Source organism: Winogradskyella sp. PC D3.3, from assembly GCF_054366245.1.
Genome location: NZ_CM135962.1, coordinates 1,483,289 through 1,506,997, shown reverse-complemented (window position 1 = coordinate 1,506,997; position 23,709 = coordinate 1,483,289). Strand labels below are relative to the sequence as shown.

Below are 23,709 nucleotides of genomic sequence, written 5' to 3'. Positions count from 1 at the left end.
TATAGAAGGTTAATATGTGTTAATAAAACACGTATTGACGTACTATAAACCTATAAAAAAAACGTTGTAGTAGAAAGAAAAATAACTATATGACGTAGTAATGACGTATTAAATATTAAGCTCGACGTAAGAAAATACTGCTAGTTTTTAATATTTAATAAATAATCCACTAAAGAAATATCATTTTCTAAGTTTAATTTCTTTTTTAATCGATATCGATGAGTTTCAACACCTCTTACTGAGATATTCATAAGTGGAGCTATTTCTTTTGAAGAAAGATTCATTTTGATGTAAGCACAAACCTTTAAATCCTTTGGTGTAAGTTTAGCATGTTTTGCCTTTAAAATTTCAAAAAACTCATCGTGAACTTGACTAAAATTGTTTTCAAAAACTTCCCATTCATCTTTTAAAACAATTGAATTATCTAATTTCTTCACGAGCTTTTTATAAGAGTAATAATTATTAAAACCATCTTTATTAATCATTAGATCCTTTTTGATGTCCTGAAGTGTTTCATTCTTCTTTACTAATGCCATAGCATTATTAGCTAACTGCTTACTCTTTAGCTTAATCTCGTTTTGTAAGGTTTCATTTTTAAGCTGCACGATTCGTTTTTCATTCTCTAAAGTTTTCTCACGTAGGAGTTTTTGTTGCTCGCGCTGGTATTTAATTTTAATGAGACGCTGCTCTTTGGCGATTTTTTTATTGTGAAGCGTATAAAATAAAACTATTGTTAAACCCACTAAAAGGACGTATAACAAATAGCCCAACGTATCCTGTACCAAGGAGGATAGACATCAACGCTCAATGATTGTATTGGCGACACATTACCTGCGTTATCACTCGCTCTAAACGATATGGTATAATCCCCATCTATAAGATTTGAAAATTCAACCTTATTCCCATCTATGCCATACCACAAATCACCTGCCCTTACTCCATCAGAATCAGAAATACTATACTCAAAAAAATGATTTAGAGATTTTGAAGAGGATAACTCTACAGCAATACTTTCTTTAAAATTAAAACCAACGCCTTCATCTTCAATATTGGATAAATTAATAGAACGACCACCTACCGTAACGACTTCTATTTTTGGCTTATACAAATTAATACCTGCGGTAGAAGTACCATTTATCATCATAAAGCCATTATCAAGATTTAGAGCGTAAACCGTATCTTTTATTTTAGAAACGTTTTCATAACCTACGATATACCTATTCTTTAAAAATATATCGTTTAAATAAAACTCATCTTGAGCATTATCAAAGGATTTAAATTTTATAAATCCACTTTTGTCTTTCAATGCAAAAAGATCAGTATTCTCTTCAGATATTATATAACTATTCTTCCCTAACAAATTATTCAACAACTCATAAGGCACTATAGTATCTAAAATAGGCTCATATTTTTGCCAGCCTTCATTAGATTTAAAACTAATGCTGTTCTTAATATTATAAACGCGCACATTATAATTAGAACTGATACCTTTATCATGATAATCCTTAACCTCAGTAATCTCATTGTAGTTTTCATCAAAACGAACCTTGTACACACCTTTTGTTGCATGAGCAATCCAAGCCGTATATGGATTTTCGAATACTAAAAATCGTGAAGGTATGGTGGTTTTCCCAAGATGATTGACTTGCCATTCTCCAGATATTTTTTCAAATTTCACTAATCCAGAATAAGTTCCTTGTATATACGTGTGTTTTCGTTCTGGCACTTTCTTTATCGTCCAACCACCAGTGTGCGTAGAAATATTGGTCAGCTTATCTTTATCTACTATAAACGTCCCCTCATTATGACCACAAAACAGTTCGTCTTCAATAATCTCCAAATCCCAAACCTGACCTTGTGATCCTTCTATAAACTTTAATTTTTCCTCTTCATCTAATCTAAAAAGTCCAGTATTAGTCCCTATATAAATAATCCCCTTATACTTTACAATATCATATACAGCGCCTAGCCTACCTGAAACATCATTAAAAAAGTAATTACTACTGTTGAGCTCAATATTAGCAATACCATTATCTAACCCTAACCAAAGATTATCAGTAGTATCTAAAGCCAAGCCCAACACCGTATTATTAAACAAGCCGTTTTCTTTACTAATATGAAATTTAGGAATTCCTTTATTGTCCGTTAAAAACACACCATCCTTTATCGTTCCAAAAACCATATCCCCATTACCCAAAACAGAAAATGCGTTTAACTGATGACGCTTTATATACTTATTAATTTCAAAATTAGCTGGTGTTAACTTTCCGTCATCTAAGAAATAACTTCCTTTTAATGACGTCATAAGTAAAAGTTTACCTTGATACTTAGTAACTGATATAATTTTGGTATCTAACAATAGCTCATTAAAATAAAACGGCTCTAAGGTGTTATCCTTTAATAAAAACACCCCTTCATTTAGTGTACTGACATACAAATCATCCTCAACAACACTGCAAGAAATAATAACCGAACTAGGCCTTAACTGAATAACAGTTTTAAAATCGTAGATATAAATATTTAAAAATGATCTAAAAATAATGCGATCTTTAAACCTTACGATCTCCCAAATTTCTTCATTTGGTGAAACTAAATTGTGTATAGTATCACTCAATGAATAATACTTTAGCGCTCCAAAGTCATCCCGTTTCCAATACCCAAACTCTTCATAAGATCCTGTATAAACAACATCATCAACAGCCAATACCGACCGCACTATGGTCTTATTTGGTAACTGATGAAATTTCCAAACTAGAGCATCATACTCTAATAACCCACTATTATTAGCAACATAAACTTTACCGTTATCTGCTCTAGAAATATCCCAATTTTGATTACCCGCTTTATACTCGGCTAATGTATAATTATGAATACTAGGGGAGAATTGACTATAACCATTTAAAGTAAAAATAAATAATAAAAGTAAAAACGACAGGAGGTTTTTCATGCAGTAACAATATACAAATTAGATGAGAACGCTCTAAAAATAAGAATTTCCTTTAAAGTGATACATTATACCACGAAATTTTGAAAAAGCAACACAAATCTAAAACTTCTACCCTAATACCTTGCTTTTTTTAACTTTTAGAAATGTTTTAATAAAACACTAGGCACTTAATTAGGAATCCTAAAATTAAATTTTAATATTTGATTTTATATATGACAAAACAAGTTATCAATATCATTTCTATTATTCGTCGCATCGTGATTATTTCACGAGGCCAAGGAATGCTATGATAATTTTAAACATAAATTTATTTTAAGCCTTCCTTAAACAGGAAGGCTTTTTTTATGCAAAAAATTACCACACTTGGACATCATATTTATTTTGCACTAACTAACTGATTTCTAGATATTTATTACTGAGCTAGTTCTATTGAATTTAGATTAAGAAACAGAATATTAATATACAAACGCTGCATAACAAGTAATTTAGATTCAGCAAATCATTTTTGCCATAATAAAACTATGAACGAATTAAACAAATACAGTAAGACCGTCACCCAAGATCCAACGCAACCTGCAGCTCAAGCTATGTTGCATGCCATTGGATTAACAAAAGAAGATTTTTTTAAACCTATTGTTGGTATTGCAAGTACAGGTTACGAGGGCAATCCGTGTAACATGCACCTTAACGACTTGGCTAAATTGGTAAAAGACGGCACAAAAAACGAAGACATCGTTGGATTAATTTTCAATACCATTGGAGTAAGTGATGGCATTTCCATGGGAACGCCAGGCATGCGCTACTCACTTCCATCGCGAGACATTATTGCAGATTCTATGGAAACCGTAGTCCAAGCCATGAGCTACGACGGCTTAGTAACTGTAGTCGGTTGTGACAAGAACATGCCTGGCGCTTTAATGGCTATGATTCGTTTAAACAGACCAAGTATTTTAGTCTATGGTGGCACTATTGATTCGGGTTGTCATAACGGCAAAAAACTAGATGTTGTTTCTGCTTTCGAAGCTTGGGGAAGTAAAGTGGCTGGTACAATGAATGAATCAGAATACCAAAATATTGTTGAAAAAGCCTGTCCAGGAGCTGGTGCCTGTGGTGGTATGTATACCGCAAACACCATGGCTTCTGCCATTGAAGCTTTGGGAATGACATTACCGTTTAATTCTTCAAACCCAGCACTAAGTGATGCCAAACAAAACGAATCCGTAAAAGCTGGTGAAGCCTTACGTTTATTATTAGAAAAAGATATTAAACCTTCAGATATTATTACAAGAAAGTCACTCGAAAATGCCGTAAGACTTGTAACCATCTTAGGAGGATCAACCAATGCCGTCCTACACTTTTTAGCCATAGCAAGAGCTGCTCAAATAGAGTTTACACTTAAAGACTTTCAAGATATTAGCGATAACACGCCATTCTTAGCAGATTTAAAACCTAGCGGAAAATATTTAATGGAAGATGTGCATGCTGTTGGAGGTATTCCAGCTGTATTAAAATACCTTTTAAAGAAAGGCATGATTCATGGAGATTGTTTAACCGTTACAGGAAAAACAATTGCAGAAAACTTATTAGACGTTCCTGACCTTAAAGCAGGGCAAGATGTTATTAAACCTATTGAAGAACCTATAAAAATTTCAGGCCATTTAAGAATGCTCTACGGCAATTTAGCTACCGAAGGCAGTGTGGCTAAAATTACAGGAAAAGAAGGCTTATGCTTTAGAGGAAAGGCCAAAGTTTTTGAAGGAGAATATGCCGCTAATGATGGTATTAGAGATGGCAAAGTTGAAAAAGGAGATGTTGTTGTCATTAGATATGAAGGGCCAAAAGGAGGACCAGGAATGCCCGAAATGCTAAAACCTACCGCTGCGATTATGGGAGCTGGTTTAGGTAAGGATGTTGCTTTAATTACAGATGGTCGTTTCTCTGGTGGAACTCATGGTTTTGTGGTAGGTCATATTACACCTGAAGCACAAGAAGGAGGTACAATAGCCGTCGTAAAAGATGGAGACATTATTACTATTGATGCTGAGACCAATTCCATTTCATTAGAAGTTTCTGAAGTCGAGCTTCAGAAAAGACGCCAACAATGGAAAGCACCAGAATTAAAATTTGAACGTGGTGTCCTCTATAAATATGCCAAAACAGTATCGTCAGCATCTAAAGGATGTGTGACTGACGAGTTTTAACTAATTTCTTAAAAAAGGAATCTCTAAGTCGGAAAACCAAAAAGCCAATCCATAAAAAAGAGAACGATAATACAAGTATTGAATAACCAATCTATGCTTCCTTCGAGACGTACAGATTTTAAAATGAGATTCCCATTGTCGTGGGAAGTAAAAACATGAAAGAAACTCAAACCGTACAAAACAACACCAAAAACACTGAAGCTACAGAACGTATTTCTGGAAGTGAAGCCATTATAAAATGCCTATTAGCCGAAGGTGTTGATATGCTTTACGGATATCCTGGAGGTGCCATTATGCCTGTTTATGATGAACTATATAAGTATCAAGACAACATCCATCATGTTTTAACGCGTCATGAACAAGGCGCAACACACGCTGCACAAGGTTATGCTCGTATTTCAGGTAAAGTTGGTGTCTGCATGGCAACGTCTGGCCCTGGAGCCACCAATTTAATTACAGGTATTGCTGATGCCCAAATCGATTCGACTCCAATGGTTTGCATCACTGGCCAAGTCGGTTCGCATTTATTAGGAAGTGATGCGTTTCAGGAAACTGATATTGTTGGAATTTCAACTCCTGTAACCAAATGGAATTGTCAGGTTACTAAAGCCTCTCAAATCCCAGAAGCTATTGCTAAAGCATTTTATATTGCTAGAAGCGGACGACCAGGACCAGTTTTAATAGATGTCACTAAAGATGCTCAATTTGAAGAATTTGACTTTAAATATGAAAAATGTAAAGGCGTAAGAAGCTACAAACCTGTACCAGACACTGATAAAAACACACTAAAAGCAGCTGCCGAACTTATTAATAATGCAAAAAAACCATTAGTCGTTTGGGGGCAAGGAGTCATTTTAGGTAAAGCGGAACAAGAATTTAAAGCAGTTATTGAAAAAGCAGGAATCCCTTCGGCTTGGACAATTTTGGGTGCTTCTGCCATCCCAACGTCGCATCCATTAAATGTTGGTATGGTTGGCATGCATGGAAATTATGCTCCAAATGTATTAACAAACGAATGTGATCTTTTAATCGCGATTGGCATGCGATTCGATGACCGTGTTACCGGAAATTTAGAAACCTATGCAAAACAGGCAAAAATCATTCATTTTGATATTGATCCTGCCGAAATAGATAAAAACGTAAAAACAGATGTTGCCGTTCTTGGAGATGCAAAAGCAAGTTTAGAAGCTTTGCTACCCTTATTAAATGCCAATTCTCATATTGAATGGCATCAAAAATTCAAAGATTTATATAACATTGAATTCGAAAAAGTAATTAAAAATGATTTACACCCAACCAAAGAAGGCCTAACCATGGGAGAAGTGTTGAAAGAAATCAACATTCAAACCAAAGGAGATGCTGCTATTGTAAGTGATGTTGGTCAGCACCAAATGATTGCTTGTCGTTATGCCGAATTCAATAAAAGCAAAAGCAATATTACATCAGGTGGTTTAGGGACTATGGGATTTGCATTGCCAGCAGCCATAGGGGCAAAAATGGCAGCACCAGACCGAGAAGTCGTAATGATTGCAGGAGATGGTGGTTACCAAATGACAATTCAAGAGTTAGGTACTATTTTTCAACAAAAAGTACCAGTTAAAATCGTGGTATTAAATAACGAATTCCTAGGTATGGTTCGCCAATGGCAACAGTTATTTTTTGACAAACGTTATGCATCAACAGAAATGACAAACCCCGATTTTATAGCCATTGCAAAAGGCTATTCTATCGAAGCTAAAAAAGTAACCGAAAGAAAAGATTTAAAAGCAGCTGTAAAAGAAATGATTGACTGTGAAGGCCCTTATTTCTTAGAAGTCCGAGTGGAAAAGGAAGGTAATGTCTTCCCAATGATTCCAACAGGCGCAAGTGTTTCAGATATAAGACTAGACTAACTATGGAAAACGAAATAAAACAATTTACCGTTTCTATATATACGGAAAACAACATCGGATTATTAAACAGAATTTCTGCAATATTCCAAAGAAGACACATCAATATTGAAAGTTTAAACACTTCGCCATCTGAAATTGAAGGAGTCTCTAGGTTTACGATTGTCGTCAATATTACAGAATCTCAAATGAAAAAGATTCAAGGCCAAATTGAAAAGCAAGTCGAAGTCATAAAAGCCTATTATCATACTGAAGAAGAAATCATTTATCAGCAATCGTGCATCTTCAAAATGAAATCTAATTTATTGTTTGATGAACGTCAAATTCAGAATATCATTAAAGAAAGCAATGCTAGAATTGTCACTGTAAATCGCGATTTCTTCGTTATAGAAAAATCAGGTAGAAAAGAAGAAATCGATTTATTACATAGAGAATTAAGTGTCTTTGGCATTATGCAGTTTACACGCTCAGGCCGTATTGCTGTAACTAAAGACGAAATGAAAATATCAACAATGCTATTAGCATTAGAACATTAAAATACAAGAAAAAATGTCAAATTACTTTAACACATTACCATTAAGAGAACAATTAGGTCAATTAGGAAAATGTCGTTTTATGGACGCTTCAGAATTTGAAGATGGCGTCAACGCATTAAAAGGAAAGAAAATCGTTATTGTGGGTTGTGGAGCGCAAGGCCTTAATCAAGGTTTAAATATGCGCGATTCTGGATTAGATATTTCATACACGCTTCGTCAAGTTGCCATTGACCAACAACGCGATTCTTATAAAAATGCAACGTCTAATGGATTTACAGTAGGCACTTATGAGGAATTAATTCCTACAGCCGATTTAGTTTTAAACTTAACTCCAGACAAACAACATACCAATGTCGTAAAAGCCATAATGCCTTTAATGAAGAAAGGAGCAACGTTAAGCTACTCTCATGGTTTCAATATTGTTGAAGAAGGCACTAAAATCCGAGAGGATTTAACCGTAATTATGGTGGCACCTAAATGTCCTGGAACCGAAGTAAGAGAAGAATATAAACGTGGATTTGGAGTTCCAACATTAATTGCTGTACATCCTGAAAATGATCCAGAAGGTAAAGGTTGGGCGCAAGCAAAAGCATATGCCGCTGCAACTGGAGGACATCGTGCTGGTGTTTTAGAATCCTCTTTTATTGCTGAAGTAAAATCAGATTTAATGGGAGAACAAACCATATTGTGCGGTCTGTTACAAACCGGAGCTATTTTATCTTTTGACAAAATGGTTGAAGAAGGCATCGAACCAGGTTATGCTGCGAAATTAATTCAGTTTGGATGGGAAACCATTACAGAAGCCTTAAAACATGGAGGTATTACCAACATGATGGATCGTTTATCTAACCCTGCTAAACTAAAAGCTTTCGAATTATCTGAAGAATTAAAAGGTATTATGCGTCCATTATTTGAAAAGCATATGGACGATATTATCTCAGGTCACTTCTCTCAAACCATGATGGAAGATTGGGCTAATGACGATATTAATTTATTAACCTGGAGAGCAGAAACTGGTGAAACTGCTTTTGAAAAAACAAAATTGACTTCAGATCATATTACAGAGCAAGAATATTTTGACCATGGAGTATTATTAGTTGCTTTTGTAAAATCTGGTGTAGAACTCGCTTTCGAAACCATGGTAAGTGCAGGTATTATTGAGGACTCAGCTTATTATGAATCGCTTCACGAGTTACCATTAATAGCTAACACTATCGCAAGAAAAAAATTATTTGAAATGAATCGCGTCATTTCTGACACGGCAGAATATGGCTGTTATTTATTTGATCATGCTTGCAAGCCCTTATTAACGGATTTCATGAAAACAGTAGATACATCTATCATTGGAAAATCATTTTCAAAAACAACAGGAGTTGACAATATAGAATTAATCGCTGTTAATGACGCGATTAGAAATCATCCTATCGAAGCTGTTGGTCAACGTTTGCGTGCAGCAATGACTGCTATGAAAGTGATTAAAACTGAAGATGTAAAAGCATCTGTTTTAGCGTAACAAAAATTATCCTGTCAGGTTTTATGATGGCTGAGTGTAGCCAAAGTAAAAACCTGATAGGGCTAATAAATAAGAGATTCCCTTTTTCAAGGGAAGTGAGCATGAAAGAAACCAAAACCACATACAGACCAACATTAAAAGCTATTGAAGCTGCAGCAGAAAAATTACAAGGCATTGCATCCGTAACACCTTTAATTAAAAATGCACGCTATTCTAAAGATTTTGATGCTAATATTTATTTTAAAAGAGAGGACTTACAAGTTGTGCGTTCTTACAAAATTCGTGGTGCTTATAATAAAATAGCCTCATTAAGTCCATCTCAAATTGAAAATGAAATTGTGTGCGCAAGCGCAGGAAATCATGCGCAAGGTGTTGCCATTTCATGTAAACTTTTAAAAATAAAAGGCACTATTTTTATGCCCTCGCCTACTCCCAATCAAAAGATTGAACAGGTAAAAATGTTTGGGGAAGAGTTTGTTGAAGTTGTTTTAGTTGGAGATACGTTTGATGATGCTTACCACGCAGCAATGCAACAAAGTGAGGAACTCAATAAAACCTTTGTACACCCTTTTAATGACGAAAAAGTTATTGAAGGCCAAGCAACCGTAGGCTTAGAGATTATAGACCAAGCCAAAACACATCCCATTCATTATGTTTTTGTGCCAGTAGGTGGTGGTGGACTTGCCGCAGGATTATCCTCTGTTTTTAAAATCTTATCTCCTCAAACTAAAATTATTAGCGTGGAGCCGAAAGGAGCACCAGCAATGCTCACCTCTATTAGAGCTAATCGAAATACAGAATTAAATACCATCGATAGTTTTGTAGATGGTGCTGCTGTTAAACGTGTTGGAGATTTAAGTTTTGCTATTTGTAAAGAAACACTGCATCGTGTCGTTACCGTAGACGAAGGCAAAATTTGCCAAACTATCTTAGACCTTTATAATAAAGATGCTATTGTAGTTGAACCTGCAGGAGCTTTGAGTCTTTGTGCCTTAGACCAATTTTCTGAAGAAATCAAAGGTAAAAACGTGGTTTGTGTGATTAGCGGAAGCAATAACGATATCACGCGAATGGCAGAAATAAAAGAACGTGCACTTCTTTATGCCAATCTTAAACACTACTTTATCATCAAGTTTCCACAACGCGCAGGAGCTCTACGTGATTTTGTAGTTGATATTTTAGGCCCTACAGATGATATTACACATTTTGAATACACTAAAAAAGTCAATCGCGAAAATGATGTCGCAGTCGTTGGTTTACAGTTAAAATCACCAGAGGATTTAGAACCTTTAATTACCAAAATGAAGCTTAATAACTTCTATGGAGATTACCTAAATGATAAACCCGATTTATTTCAGTTTTTAGTATAGCTTAACATAACCATAACCACACAAGAGATGCGATTTAGTATCTTTATTACTTACAATTAACAGTTCAAAACAAGTTAGTATGACTTCAGCATTTGTGAATATTCCAGAACAGTTTCAAATTAAAAATTTAGTCGAACAAAACACCTATTTAGTAGACGGCGCACTGATACCTTGGCGCGGAGAAACTTCTAAAGTATATTCTACAATTTCTTCCACTGAAGATTATAAACCCACCTTACTTGGAACTATTCCGACTTTAGGAAAAAAGAAGCCATAAAAGCATTAGATGCTGCTGTTTCAGCATACAATAAAGGACAAGGTTTATGGCCAACAATGAAAGTTGTAGACCGCATAGCTTGCATGGAAAAGTTTGTAGAACAGATGAAGACGAAACGTGAGGAAGTCGTCAAATTACTAATGTGGGAAATTGGAAAAACCCTACCTGATTCTGAAAAGGAATTTGATAGAACTGTGGAATACATTTACGATACCATTGAAGATTACAAACAAATGGATCGCGATAGCGCTAAATTTGTAAAAAGTTCTGGTGTTAACGCTCACATTAGAAGAGGACCTTTAGGTGTTGTTTTGTGTCTAGGCCCTTATAACTACCCTTTAAATGAAACCTTTGCTTTATTGATTCCGGCTTTAATCATGGGTAATACAGCCATTTTTAAACCTGCAAAACATGGAGTTTTATTAATTACACCGTTATTGGAAGCTTTTAGAGATAGTTTTCCAAAAGGAGTTGTAAATATTATCTACGGAAGAGGAAGAACCGTAGCGGCTCCAATTATGCAATCTGGTAAAGTGGATGTTTTAGCTTTAATCGGGAATAGTAAATCCGCAAATGCTTTACAAAACCAACATCCAAAAAGTAACAGGTTACGTTTAGTTTTAGGTCTTGAAGCGAAAAACCCTGCTATTGTGTTACCAGATGCTGATTTAGATTTAGCCATTGATGAATGTATTGCAGGAACAACTTCTTTTAATGGGCAACGTTGTACGGCTTTGAAAGTTCTATATGTACATGAAAATATCATTGAAGAATTTAACAAGCGTTTTTCAGCTAAAGTCGATGCGCTTAAATTCGGAAACCCATGGGAAGATGGCGCAAAACTAACTCCGTTGCCAGAACCCGATAAACCAATATATATTCAAGATCTAATTGACGATGCCATTGAAAAAGGAGCCAACATCATTAATAAGAAAGGTGGAAACACCACAGAAAACTATATTTTTCCAGCGGTATTATATCCAGTAACTAAGGATATGCGCGTCTTTCAAGAAGAACAATTCGGACCTGTAATTCCAATAGTTCCTTTTAATGATATTGAAGAACCCTTAGATGATATGGCAGTATCTAATTACGGACAACAAGTGAGTTTATTTGGAAACGACGTTAAAACCTTAGCTCCACTAATTGATACTCTTGTGAATTTAGTTTGCCGTGTGAATCTAAATAGTTCTTGTCAACGTGGACCAGATGTATATCCATTTACTGGACGAAAAGATTCGGCTGTAGCAACATTAAGTGTACATGATGCTTTACGTTCATTTTCAATAAGAACCTTTGTGGCGTCAAAAGACAACGATTACAACAATGCCATCTTAAAAGATTTACTAGATTCTAGAGCTTCAAACTTTGTAAGCACAGATTATATTCTTTAATTAAGAAGCCTAAAATGAGATGTTTACAATTAAAAAAGATTATTTTTTAGAAATTCGTAAATATCTCTAAAAACAATAGTATAGCTATTGTTATTAATAATTTAATATGTAGATTAGTACTATGTTTACACTGAGACACAAATATAGAACACCCAGACCAACAGAACTTAATCTGGAAAAACGCCGTAGCTAATTCTTTAATTTAGCAGCAAAAGTCTATATTCATTTTTACTTATTTTATTGTGTTCCACTTAAATTTTAAATACTACTCTCAATCATTAATTATCCTAAAAGATAATGCTAATGTTGTGCGCCGTATTTTTCCTCGTCGCCCGTAAGGGTATGCTACTATTTATGGAACTCAGGTGTGTCCGGTTCTACTTTCAAAATCACAACATCATATTTTTTAATTCAAAAATTCAATTACAATGAAAATTGTTATTGCTGATAAATCGCATAGCATTTACGCAGAACTTATTTGCGAAACCATTGCAGAAGCTGCTAAAGTTAGAGGTACTGGTATTGCAAAACGCCAACCAGAGTATATTATTACTAAAATGGAAAATGGCAATGCGGTAATAGCCCTAGACGGAGACAAATTCGCAGGTTTCTGCTATATCGAAGCTTGGAGTCATGGTAAATTCGTCGCTAACTCGGGTTTAATTGTACATCCTGATTTTAGAAATCTTGGCCTCGCAAAACAGATTAAGAAAGTCATTTTTAATCATTCTAGAACAAAATTCCCCGACTCCAAAGTCTTTAGTATTACGACAGGTTTAGCGGTTATGAAAATGAATAGCGAATTAGGTTACAAACCTGTGACGTTTTCAGAATTAACAGACGATCAATCCTTTTGGAAAGGCTGCCAAACCTGTAAAAATTTCGATGTATTAACGAGAACAGAACAGAAAATGTGTTTATGCACAGGAATGCTATATGATCCTTCTAAAGCTGAAGCATCAAAACCTAAAACACGTCCTTATGACAAAAAAGTATGGACACGATTAAAATTAATAAAACAGCATATGTTTTTAATAAAAGACAAAAAAGATGAACCGAGCATTTAAATGCGAACACATTTTACAACTGAAAAAACAATAAAAGCGAAAAATGAATAAAAAATTAGTTATAGCATATAGTGGAGGCTTAGATACCTCTTACTGCGCAGTAAGTTTAAGTAAAGCAGGATATGATGTTCATGCGATTAGTGTGAATACTGGCGGATTTACTCAAGAAGAAATTAAAACTATTGAAAGCAATGCCTATAAAATGGGGGTTTCAACATACAAGAATATTGATGCGATTGCTTCCTATTACGATAAAGTGATTAAGTATTTAATCTTCGGGAATGTTTTAAAAAATAACACCTACCCTTTATCTGTTAGCGCCGAACGTATTATTCAGGCCATTGAAATTGTACAATACGCCAAAAGTATAGATGCTAAATATATTGCACACGGTAGCACAGGCGCAGGAAATGACCAAGTGCGTTTTGATATGATTTTTCAAACTTTAGCACCAGAAATTGAAATCATTACACCAATTAGAGATGGCAAATTAACCAGACAGCAAGAAATTGACTACCTCATAGAAAATGGCATCGACATGTCTTGGAACAAAGCGAAATACTCAGTAAACAAAGGCCTTTGGGGAACGAGTATTGGTGGAGAAGAAACTTTAACGTCCGAAAAACCACTACCAGAATCCGCTTACCCTTCACAACTAAAACATTCAGATCCTGAAAAAGTAGTACTAACATTTTCTAAAGGTGAATTAGTCGCGTTAAATGGTGTAGAAAATAATCCCGAAGTCAATATCGAAGTGCTTAACAACTTAGCTTCTGCTTATGCTATTGGCAGAGATATTCATGTTGGCGATACGATTGTAGGTATCAAAGGTCGTGTTGGTTTTGAAGCTGCAGCTGCTTTAATTATTATAAAAGCCCATCACCTATTAGAGAAACACACCTTAACGAAGTGGCAACTACAACATAAAGATTATATGTCTAATTTTTATGGCATGCATTTACACGAAGGGCAATATTTAGACCCAGTAATGCGAGACATGGAAGCCTTTTTACAAAGTAGTCAAGATAAAGTTTCTGGTGATGTAACTGTAACACTAAAACCTTACCACTTCACGCTAGATGGTATAAAATCTAAACACGATTTAATGAGTGCGAAGTTTGGAAGTTATGGTGAAGAAAATAAAGGTTGGACCGCAGATGAAGCCAAAGGGTTTATTAAGATTTTTGGGAATCAAAATAAGATTTACCAGCAGGTAAATAATTAGTCATTTCGTGACCTTGCAGGTTTTTAAAACCTAGCAGGTCTCAAAAATTAAATTATCCTGCAAGGTTTCAAAAACCTTGTAGGTATAAAACTTAAAGTCAGGTTGAATTAAAAAGATTCCCACTTTCGTGGGAAATGGATATGAAAAAAATAAAAACAGGAATCATTGGAGGAGCTGGTTACACAGCAGGCGAATTAATACGTCTGTTAATTAATCACCCTCAAGTTGAAATAGATTTTATCTATAGCACATCTAATGCTGGCAATAAAGTCAGCAAGGTTCATCAAGACTTATTAGGTTCTACAGATTTAGTATTTTCAAACGAAATTAATCCTGAGATTGATGTTCTTTTCTTGTGCTTAGGTCATGGAAATTCTAAAGCTTTTTTAGAAAAAATTAAATTTTCAAAAGCTACAAAAATCATTGACTTAAGTAATGATTTTAGATTGACAGATGACTCTAATTTTGATGGTAAACCATTCGTTTATGGACTACCTGAACTAAATAAAGAAGCCATTAAAAAAGCCGATTACATTGCTAATCCAGGTTGTTTTGCTACAGCAATTCAAACGGCATTATTACCTCTTGCTAAAGCAGGAGCTTTAAAAAATGACGTCCATATTAATGCTGTAACTGGAGCAACTGGAGCTGGCACATCATTATCTACGACAACACATTTTACTTGGAGAGATAATAATTTTTCACACTACAAAGCATTTACACATCAGCATTTAGGAGAAATAAATCAAACCGTAAATACGCTACAATCAGATTTTAATTCTGAAATCATTTTTATGCCGAATCGCGGTGATTTTTCAAGAGGCATTTTCGCAACACTTTATACGAAATATGAAGGCAGTTTAGAAGACGCAAAACAATTGTATCAGGAATTTTATAAAGATGCCGCTTTCACATTTGTTTCAGATGACGAAATTCATTTAAAACAAGTCGTCAATACCAATAAGTGCATTCTTCATTTACATAAACACAACGATAAATTATTAGTCACAAGTATCATTGATAATTTATTAAAAGGAGCATCAGGACAAGCGATTCAAAACATGAATTTAATGTATGGCTTTGAAGAAACCGAAGGCTTACAATTGAAGGCAAATTATTTTTAATAAACACTATAGACCTGTCAGATTTTTGAAACCTAGCAGGTCTAAACCAAATTTAAAATCGCCTAAACTGTCACCTTGAGTGCAGTCGAAAGGTTTAGATAAAATAAAGTTTAACTTAAAGAGATAACCGCTTTCGCGGTTAATAAATATGAACCGAGCATTTTTTAATGCGAACACATTTTACCATTAAAAAACAATAGAAAAGCAAAATGAAAATAGCAATCATAGGAACAGGAAACTTAGGAAAGTCCATAGCCAAAGGACTCATCACGAACAACGCCATAACAACTCTATATTTAACCAAAAGAAACTTGGATGATATTCAAGAATTTGATGGGTACAAAAATGTTGTATTAACAACAGACAACGTCGAAGCCGTAAAGCAATCAGACATATTAATATTTGCTGTTCAGCCTAGACACTTTGAAAATATATTAAATGTTGTGAAACCTCATTTAACTGAAAAACACGTTTTAATTTCAACGATTACAGGGTTTCTAATTCCTAAAATCGAAGGCATTGTTGGGACTGACCAATTTATCATCAGAGCTATGCCAAATACAGCCATTGCGGTTGGTAAATCCATGACTTGTATGTGTAGTAATGAAAAAGGTGCTAAACGTATTAAAATTGCAGAAGCTATTTTCGATAGACTAGGTCATACCTTAGCCATTCCAGAATCTCAAATGCAAGCCGCAACAGTGGTTTGCGCAAGTGGTATTGCCTTTTGGATGCGACTCATTCGCGCGACGACGCAAGCCGCAATTCAGTTAGGTTTTGACGCGAAAGAAGCACAAGAATTAGCCATGTACACCAGTGAAGGAGCTGCTAACTTACTGATAGAAAACGGCAATCATCCAGAAGAAGAAATTGACCGCGTAACCACACCTAAAGGTTGTACAATTCAAGGCTTAAATGAAATGGAACACAAAGGATTGAGTTCATCTTTAATCCAAGGCATGGTGGCTTCTTTTAATAAAATCAATACCATTAAAGAAGAGCAAATATGAGTTTATTTAATGTTTACCCACTGTTTGATATCACACCAATAAGCGCAAAAGACATTTACGTTTACGATGATAAAAATGTAGAATACTTAGACCTTTATGGTGGACATGCAGTAATTTCTATTGGTCATTCCCATCCAAAATATGTTTCAGCAATTTCTAATCAAGTTGAAAAACTAGGCTTTTACAGTAATGCGATTCAAAATCCATTACAAACAGCATTAGCAGATAAGCTTGAAGCTGTATCTGGCTGTAAAGACTACCAATTATTTCTATGTAACTCTGGTGCAGAAGCGAATGAAAATGCTTTAAAATTAGCCTCATTCCATAATAGCAAAAAGAAAGTTTTAGCCTTTAAAAATTCATTTCATGGTAGAACGTCAGCTGCTGTTGCCGCAACTGACAATCCTAAAATTGTTGCACCAATTAATGCGCAACAACACGTTGATTTTGTAGAATTAGGTGACTTAGACACGGTTGAAACCATTTTAAAACAAAACGAAACTTGCGCTGTTATAGTAGAATTTATACAAGGTGTTGGCGGTTTAGACCAAAGTACAACGGAATTCTATAAAGGACTAGAACAACTTTGCAAACAATACAACACAGCATTTATTGCAGACGAGGTACAATCTGGATTTGGTAGAACTGGTGACTTTTTTGCTTTTCAAAAGCATAACGTTACACCAGATATTATTTCTATGGCCAAAGGCATGGGAAATGGCTTTCCGGTTGGAGGGATTTTAATCCATCCTTCAATTAAAGCATCTTTTGGATTATTAGGAACTACCTTTGGAGGTAATCATTTGGCATGTGCAGCAACACTTTCGGTTTTAGAAGTTTTGGAAGAAGAACAATTAATGGAAAATGCTAAAAATATTTCAAAATATTTTCAAGAGAAAGCGAAGTCATTACCACATTTAAAATCGATAAAAGGTCGTGGTTTAATGTTGGGATTAGAGTTCGATTTTCCAATTTCAGAACTAAGAAAAAAATTAATTTTTAACCATCATATTTTTACAGGAAGTGCAAAGAATCCTAATTTAATTAGAATACTTCCGCCTTTAACGATTCAGAAAAAACACATTGATGTGTTTTTTGAAGCCTTAGAAAATGAATTAAAAAAGAAATAAGGATTAATTCGAAAACCTTAAAATTAAAGTTTAATTAATGAGATTCCCACTTTCGTGGGAAATGACTATGAAAAACTACACCAAAATAAAAGATATTTCTAACCTTTCTGAAATCATTAAGGATGCCATTTTATTAAAAATGAATCCTTTTGAATTTGAAGACTTAGGAAAACACAAAACCTTAGTCATGCTATTTTTCAATTCGAGTTTAAGAACACGATTAAGCACTGAAAAAGCAGCAAAAAACCTAGGTATGGATGTGATGATTTTAAACGTGAATGACGCTTGGAATTTAGAATTTGAGGATGGCACCATTATGAACGTTGACAAATCTGAACACATTAAAGAAGCAGCGCGTGTTATTTCACAATATGCAGATATCATTGCTGTAAGAGCATTCCCAACATTACAAGATAAAGCTAAAGACGAATCGGAATACATTCTCAACAATTTTAAAAAATACGCGACTGTTCCAATCGTGAATATGGAAAGTGCTACTGCGCATCCGTTGCAAGCATTGGCTGATGCTATTACCATTACCGAACTTGCAGAAAAAGTAAACCCAAAAGTCGTGTTGTCTTGGGCACCACATCCAAAAGCTTTACCGCAAGCCGTTGCAAATTCGTTTGTAGAAATGATGCAAGATTTAGAAGTAGATTTAACCATTACGCATCCTGAAGGCTACGAATTAAATGAAGTAATCACTAAAGACACATCAATAAATTACAACCAAGAAGACGCCTTAAAAGATGCTGATTTTGTCTATGTAAAAAACTGGAGTAGCTACAAAGACTATGGAAAAGTTAATAATCAAGATAAAAATTGGATGATGACAAAAGCCAAATTAGGTCACGCCAAATTCATGCATTGTTTGCCTGTAAGACGAAATATTGTGGTTGAAGATGCGGTTTTAGACAGTGAACAATCTGTGGTGATTAAGCAAGCGAATAACAGAACCTATGCTACACAAATTGTATTGAAACAGATTTTGGAAGATTTATAATTTATGTCTGGTCGAGCGCAATCGAGACCTATTAATGTTAAAGACCTCTCGACTGCGCTCGAGGAGACAAAAAATATATTAGACCTCGCAGGTTTGAAAAACCTGACAGGTCTACAACTTAAAAATACTCGCCTTCGCGAGCACGAGATGAAAACAATAAAAGTCGTAAAAATAGGAGGAAATATTATCGATAATGAAGACGCACTAGCCACCTTCATTAAAGATTTTTCAACTATTACAGGTCCTAAAGTCTTAGTTCATGGAGGCGGAAAATTAGCCACCAAGTTAGCAACACAAATGAATATTCCTGTAAAGATGACTGAAGGTAGACGTATTACAGATGCTGATACTTTAGATATTATCACTATGGTTTACGCTGGAAAAATCAATAAAAATATAGTGACACAATTACAAGCTAATCAATGCAATGCCATTGGACTTTCTGGTGCAGATGGCAATACTATTGTTTCAGGAAAAAGACCTGTTAAAACCATTGATTATGGCTTTGTTGGTGATGTAAAAAAAGTAAATACAGAGGTATTAAATATATTACTAAGTAACAATATCACACCTATTTTTTGTGCTATAACTCATAATGAAAACGGACAATTACTAAATACAAATGCAGATACGATTGCTTCAGAATTGGCGATTGGCTTGTCGTCAATTTTTAACACCGAATTATATTATTGTTTTGAAAAAAATGGTGTTCTAGAAAATGTAGAAGATGATGATTCTGTCATTGAAAACATCAACACAGAAAGTTATAAAGCATTAAAAGATAACCATATCATATTCGAAGGCATGTTACCGAAATTAGACAACTGTTTTCATGCTATAAATCAAAACGTTCAAAAAGTTTGTATCGGAAAATCAGACATGCTTTTCAATACCAACAACAAACATACAACCATCACAAAATGATAGAAAGCCTTACCACAGCAGCCATTGACTTGTTAAAACAACTCATAGAAACACAGTCATTCTCGTCAGAGGAAGACCACACAGCTTTGCTTATTGAAAATTGGTTTACATCGCATAACATACCATTTAAAAGAAACCATCATAACATTTGGGCAACCAACAAATATTTTGATGAGAGCAAACCCACCTTATTATTAAACTCACATCACGATACCGTAAAACCCAACAACGGTTACACAAAAGACCCATTTAAGGCGATTGTTGAAGATGGTAAATTATATGGTTTAGGAAGTAATGATGCTGGTGGATGCTTGGTCTCTTTAATAGCCACCTTCACGTATTTTTATAATAAGAAAGACCTCAACTACAATTTAGTCATTGTAGCTTCTGCAGAAGAAGAAAGCAGTGGACCAAAGGGCCTGAACAGCATGTTATCTATCATTCCTAAAGTTGATGTCGCTATTGTTGGCGAACCAACTTTAATGCATCTAGCCATAGCTGAAAAAGGTTTAGTTGTTTTTGATGCGAAAGTAAAAGGAACCGCTAGCCATGCAGCACACCCTAATAATGACAATTCAATTTACAACACCATCGACGTTTTAAATTGGTTTAAAGATTATAAGTTTGAACGTAAATCACCAGTCTTAGGTGATGTAAAAATGACGGTCACCCAAATCAATGCTGGTAAGCAACACAATGCGGTTCCTGCAGAAGTTGATTTGGTTATTGATGTGCGCGTGAATGACAAATACTCAAATCAGGAAATTGCGGATATTTTAACCCAGAAATCACCTTGCTCAAGCATTACACCACGTAGCTTACGATTAAATTCGTCTTCTATTCCTATTAATCACGACTTAGTTAAAGCCGGAATTGAACTTGGAAGAGAAACTTATGGTTCGCCAACACTTTCTGACCAATCGGTTTTAACTTGTCCGTCGTTAAAGTTAGGGCCTGGAGATAGCACACGTTCGCACACGGCTGATGAATTTATTTATCTAGCCGAAATTGAAGAAGGTATTGATTTGTATATTAAATTGTTAGAGAAAGTATTATAAAAAGATAATAGACCTAGTAGGTTTTTTCAACCTAGCAGGTCTAAATTTATTAACTAAATAATGAAGGCAGAGATTACTGCCTTCGCAGGAATAAGTATGAAATTGTGGGACAAAGGCTATTCAATAGATAAAAAAATAGAATTATTCACTGTTGGCAACGACAGAGAAATCGATATGCATATTGCAAAATATGATGTAGAAGCTTCACGAGCGCATGCTGTGATGTTAGAATCTATTGGAATTATATCTTCAGAAGAGTTAGAACAATTAAAATCAGGATTAAATATTTTAGCAAAATCTATTGAAGATGGTACGTTTATAATTGAAGATTCATTTGAAGATGTACATTCTAAAATTGAACACGAACTCACCAAAACACTAGGCGATGTTGGAAAGAAAATCCACACCGCACGTTCTAGAAACGACCAAGTTTTAGTAGCCCTTCAACTCTACTACAAAGAGAATCTTGAAATCATAAACAGTAAAACAAAAACGTTTTTCGATACGCTTTTAAATTTAGCCGAAACACATAAAACACAATTGTTACCAGGCTATACACATTTACAAGTAGCCATGCCTTCCTCTTTTGGTTTATGGTTTTCTGCTTATGCTGAATTGTTAATTGATGATGTGTATGTACTGAATGCAGTTTCAAAAATTGCAGACCAAAATCCATTAGGTTCTGCTGCTGGTTATGGCAGTTCTTTTCCTATTGATAGGAATATTACCACCAAAGAATTAGGCTTTTCAACACTAAAATATAACGTGGTTGCTGCACAATTGAGCAGAGGAAAAAGCGAACGTGCTATCGCCAGTGCTTTAGGAGGCTTATGTAATACAATGGCACGTTTTGCCATGGATATTTGCTTGTATATGAGTCAGAATTTTGGGTTTATCACATTTCCAGATGAGTTAACCACTGGAAGCAGCATCATGCCACACAAAAAAAATCCTGATGTATTCGAATTGATTCGAGGTAAGTGTAATAAAATTCAAGCCTTACATTCTGAAATGTTATTAATCACCAATAATTTACCAAGTGGTTATCATAGAGATTTTCAATTGTTGAAAGAAAACATCATCAATGCGTTTGAAGATGTCAAAGATATTTTAGACATCTTTAATTATTCCATTCAACAAATCATCGTGAAGGATATTGACCTCACTGATGAGAAATACCAATACCTATTCACCGTAGACAGCATTAATAATTTAGTGGTTGAAGGCATGAGCTTTAGAGAGGCTTATCAAAAAATTGGAAGCGAAGTACAAGCAGGAACTTACAAACCAGATTTAGGAAAAGAACATTCGCATATAGGTAGTATTCATAATCTGTGTTTGGATGACATTAGAGCTAAGTTTCCTCAATAAAAAACTTCTCTAAAACCCCTTCAAGGGGACAATCCTAGGAATAAACTTCTCACAAGTGTCAACTCAAGAGGCCTTATGAAGTAAAATAATCAAAATTTTGAATTTCATAAAAAAAGCATCTGTAAAACAGATGCTTTTATATTTCTACCCTAACAATAGACTACCCCTAGAAATATATAGTAGCAGAAACATGTAAAATTATAACCCTACTAAATCCCCATCAACATTTTTAGTCGCTAAATCAGATTTTCCCATTAAATAAATATCGACTTGGCGAGCGGCTTCTCTACCTTCAGAAATTGCCCAAACAATTAATGATTGACCTCTCCTCATATCGCCAGCTGTAAATATATTAGGTATATTAGTTTGATATTTTCCATAGCTCGCTTTATAATTAGAGCGTACATCGCGCTCTATTCCAAGTTTATCTGCAATTGTAGATTCTGGACCTGTAAAACCAAGCGCCAATAATGCTAAATCACATTTCCAAGTTTTTTCTGTACCGGCTACTTCAATCAGCTTAGGCCGCTCGCCAGGAACCATCTCCCATTCAACATTTACCGTTTTTAAAGCTGTTAATTTACCTTTCGCATTCGTTACAAATTCTTTAGTATTGATTAACCAATTACGCTCCACACCTTCTTTATGCGATGTTGACGTTTTTAATTGTAAGGGCCAATATGGCCATGGTGTCGTTGGTGAACGATGTCCTGGTGGTTTCGGCATGATTTCAAAATTAACAACCGATTTAGCACCTTGACGATTGGATGTCCCAATACAATCTGAACCTGTATCTCCACCTCCAATGACAATTACATTTTTTCCTGTTGCTAATACTTGGTCTTTTACTTTCTGACCAAAAACCACTTTAGTTTGTTGCGTTAAAAAGTCCATCGCCTGCACAACACCATCTGCATCAATACCTGGTGTTGGCAAACTTCGTCTTTCAGTTGCACCACCACAAAGCACGACGGCATCAAACTTTTTTAAATCTTCAACATCATAATTCACGCCAACGTTAACATTAGTTTTAAATACAATACCTTCTGCTTCTAATATAGCCAAACGACGATCGATGACTCCTTTTTCCATTTTAAAATTAGGAATACCGTAGCGTAACAAACCTCCAATAGCATCATCACGTTCAAAAACCGTTATTAAATGCCCTGCTCTATTTAATTGCTGTGCTGCCGCCAAACCTGCGGGACCAGAACCCACAATAGCAATCGTCTTTCCTGTTCGTTTTTTAGGAGGTTGAGGTTTAATCCACCCTTCTTTAAACGCACGTTCTACAATATTTTTCTCAATATTTTCAATAGAAACCGGATCCTCAATAATACCTAACACACAAGCTTGTTCGCATGGTGCAGGACATAAACGCCCCGTAAACTCAGGGAAGTTATTTGTTGAGTGTAAAATCCAAGAGGCCTTTTGCCATTCGCCTTGGTGTACCATATGATTAAAATCTGGAATTAGATTACCAAGCGGACAACCACTATGACAAAATGGAATTCCACAATCCATACAACGCGACCCTTGTTCAGTCATGTCTTTATCCTTCAAGGGTACGGTAAATTCATTATAATGCTTTACACGATCCTTTACTGGCTTGTAGGATTCATCTTTTCTTTCGAACTCTTTAAAACCTGTTACTTTTCCCATTTTATTCC

17 protein-coding genes and 1 pseudogene are annotated in these 23,709 nt (G+C 35.0%); 15 read left to right on the top strand and 3 right to left on the bottom strand.

The window, feature by feature from the left end; translation table 11 throughout:
• Window positions 1-140 precede the first annotated feature (140 nt).
• Together ACXGSQ_RS06415 and ACXGSQ_RS06410 are read right to left on the bottom strand one after the other, a co-directional pair.
• Window positions 141-743 (bottom strand): helix-turn-helix transcriptional regulator, encoded by a 603-nt coding sequence (locus ACXGSQ_RS06415; RefSeq protein ID WP_458628790.1) that lies wholly within the window; start codon window positions 741-743, stop codon window positions 141-143.
• On the bottom strand, window positions 743-2,947 hold the full coding sequence (locus ACXGSQ_RS06410; RefSeq protein ID WP_458628789.1) for a ligand-binding sensor domain-containing protein: 2,205 nt from the start codon (window positions 2,945-2,947) through the stop codon (window positions 743-745). The genes ACXGSQ_RS06415 and ACXGSQ_RS06410 overlap by 1 nt, the downstream gene beginning before the upstream one ends.
• A 521-nt stretch (window positions 2,948-3,468) precedes the next feature.
• Between ACXGSQ_RS06410 and ilvD the strand changes: the two genes are divergently transcribed.
• The 15 genes and pseudogenes from ilvD to argH all read left to right on the top strand — a co-directional run bounded on the left by ilvD (window position 3,469) and on the right by argH (window position 22,039).
• The gene (gene ilvD / locus ACXGSQ_RS06405; RefSeq protein ID WP_458628788.1) at window positions 3,469-5,148 is read left to right on the top strand and encodes a dihydroxy-acid dehydratase; all 1,680 of its coding nucleotides are present in this window, start codon (window positions 3,469-3,471) and stop codon (window positions 5,146-5,148) included.
• Between the two features lie 155 nt (window positions 5,149-5,303).
• Window positions 5,304-7,040, top strand: coding sequence for a biosynthetic-type acetolactate synthase large subunit (gene ilvB, locus ACXGSQ_RS06400; protein WP_458628787.1), 1,737 nt, complete (start codon window positions 5,304-5,306; stop codon window positions 7,038-7,040).
• Window positions 7,041-7,042: 2 nt separating this feature from the next.
• On the top strand, window positions 7,043-7,573 hold the full coding sequence (ilvN, locus tag ACXGSQ_RS06395; RefSeq protein ID WP_334465179.1) for an acetolactate synthase small subunit: 531 nt from the start codon (window positions 7,043-7,045) through the stop codon (window positions 7,571-7,573).
• Window positions 7,574-7,586: 13 nt separating this feature from the next.
• On the top strand, window positions 7,587-9,086 hold the full coding sequence (gene ilvC, locus ACXGSQ_RS06390) for a ketol-acid reductoisomerase (RefSeq protein ID WP_458628786.1): 1,500 nt from the start codon (window positions 7,587-7,589) through the stop codon (window positions 9,084-9,086).
• Window positions 9,087-9,187: 101 nt separating this feature from the next.
• Window positions 9,188-10,456 (top strand): threonine ammonia-lyase IlvA, encoded by a 1,269-nt coding sequence (gene ilvA / locus ACXGSQ_RS06385; RefSeq protein WP_458628785.1) that lies wholly within the window; start codon window positions 9,188-9,190, stop codon window positions 10,454-10,456.
• 79 nt (window positions 10,457-10,535) lie between these two features.
• Window positions 10,536-12,127, top strand: a pseudogene (locus ACXGSQ_RS06380) (NADP-dependent glyceraldehyde-3-phosphate dehydrogenase).
• Window positions 12,128-12,555: 428 nt separating this feature from the next.
• Entirely contained in the window at window positions 12,556-13,194 is a 639-nt protein-coding gene (locus ACXGSQ_RS06375) for a GNAT family N-acetyltransferase (protein WP_458628784.1), read from the top strand.
• A 43-nt stretch (window positions 13,195-13,237) separates the two neighbouring features.
• On the top strand, window positions 13,238-14,419 hold the full coding sequence (locus tag ACXGSQ_RS06370; protein ID WP_458628783.1) for an argininosuccinate synthase: 1,182 nt from the start codon (window positions 13,238-13,240) through the stop codon (window positions 14,417-14,419).
• Between the two features lie 140 nt (window positions 14,420-14,559).
• Window positions 14,560-15,543, top strand: a complete 984-nt coding sequence (argC, locus tag ACXGSQ_RS06365; protein WP_458628782.1) for an N-acetyl-gamma-glutamyl-phosphate reductase — start codon at window positions 14,560-14,562, stop codon at window positions 15,541-15,543.
• 209 nt (window positions 15,544-15,752) lie between these two features.
• Window positions 15,753-16,553 (top strand): pyrroline-5-carboxylate reductase, encoded by an 801-nt coding sequence (gene proC, locus ACXGSQ_RS06360; protein WP_458628781.1) that lies wholly within the window; start codon window positions 15,753-15,755, stop codon window positions 16,551-16,553.
• Entirely contained in the window at window positions 16,550-17,683 is a 1,134-nt protein-coding gene (locus tag ACXGSQ_RS06355; RefSeq protein ID WP_458628780.1) for an aspartate aminotransferase family protein, read from the top strand. The genes proC and ACXGSQ_RS06355 overlap by 4 nt, the downstream gene beginning before the upstream one ends.
• Window positions 17,684-17,750: 67 nt before the next feature.
• Entirely contained in the window at window positions 17,751-18,686 is a 936-nt protein-coding gene (locus ACXGSQ_RS06350; protein ID WP_458629330.1) for a Rossmann-fold NAD(P)-binding domain-containing protein, read from the top strand.
• Between the two features lie 147 nt (window positions 18,687-18,833).
• Window positions 18,834-19,610, top strand: a complete 777-nt coding sequence (gene argB, locus ACXGSQ_RS06345; protein ID WP_458628779.1) for an acetylglutamate kinase — start codon at window positions 18,834-18,836, stop codon at window positions 19,608-19,610.
• Window positions 19,607-20,668: a M20 family metallo-hydrolase gene (locus ACXGSQ_RS06340; protein ID WP_458628778.1), complete on the top strand. Its 1,062-nt coding sequence runs from the start codon at window positions 19,607-19,609 to the stop codon at window positions 20,666-20,668. The genes argB and ACXGSQ_RS06340 overlap by 4 nt, the downstream gene beginning before the upstream one ends.
• A 96-nt stretch (window positions 20,669-20,764) precedes the next feature.
• The gene (gene argH / locus ACXGSQ_RS06335; RefSeq protein WP_458629329.1) at window positions 20,765-22,039 is read left to right on the top strand and encodes an argininosuccinate lyase; all 1,275 of its coding nucleotides are present in this window, start codon (window positions 20,765-20,767) and stop codon (window positions 22,037-22,039) included.
• A 198-nt stretch (window positions 22,040-22,237) separates the two neighbouring features.
• Here the strand turns inward: argH and ACXGSQ_RS06330 are convergent, their stop codons facing one another.
• Entirely contained in the window at window positions 22,238-23,701 is a 1,464-nt protein-coding gene (locus tag ACXGSQ_RS06330) for a glutamate synthase subunit beta (RefSeq protein ID WP_458628777.1), read from the bottom strand.
• Between the last annotated feature and the right edge of the window lie 8 nt (window positions 23,702-23,709).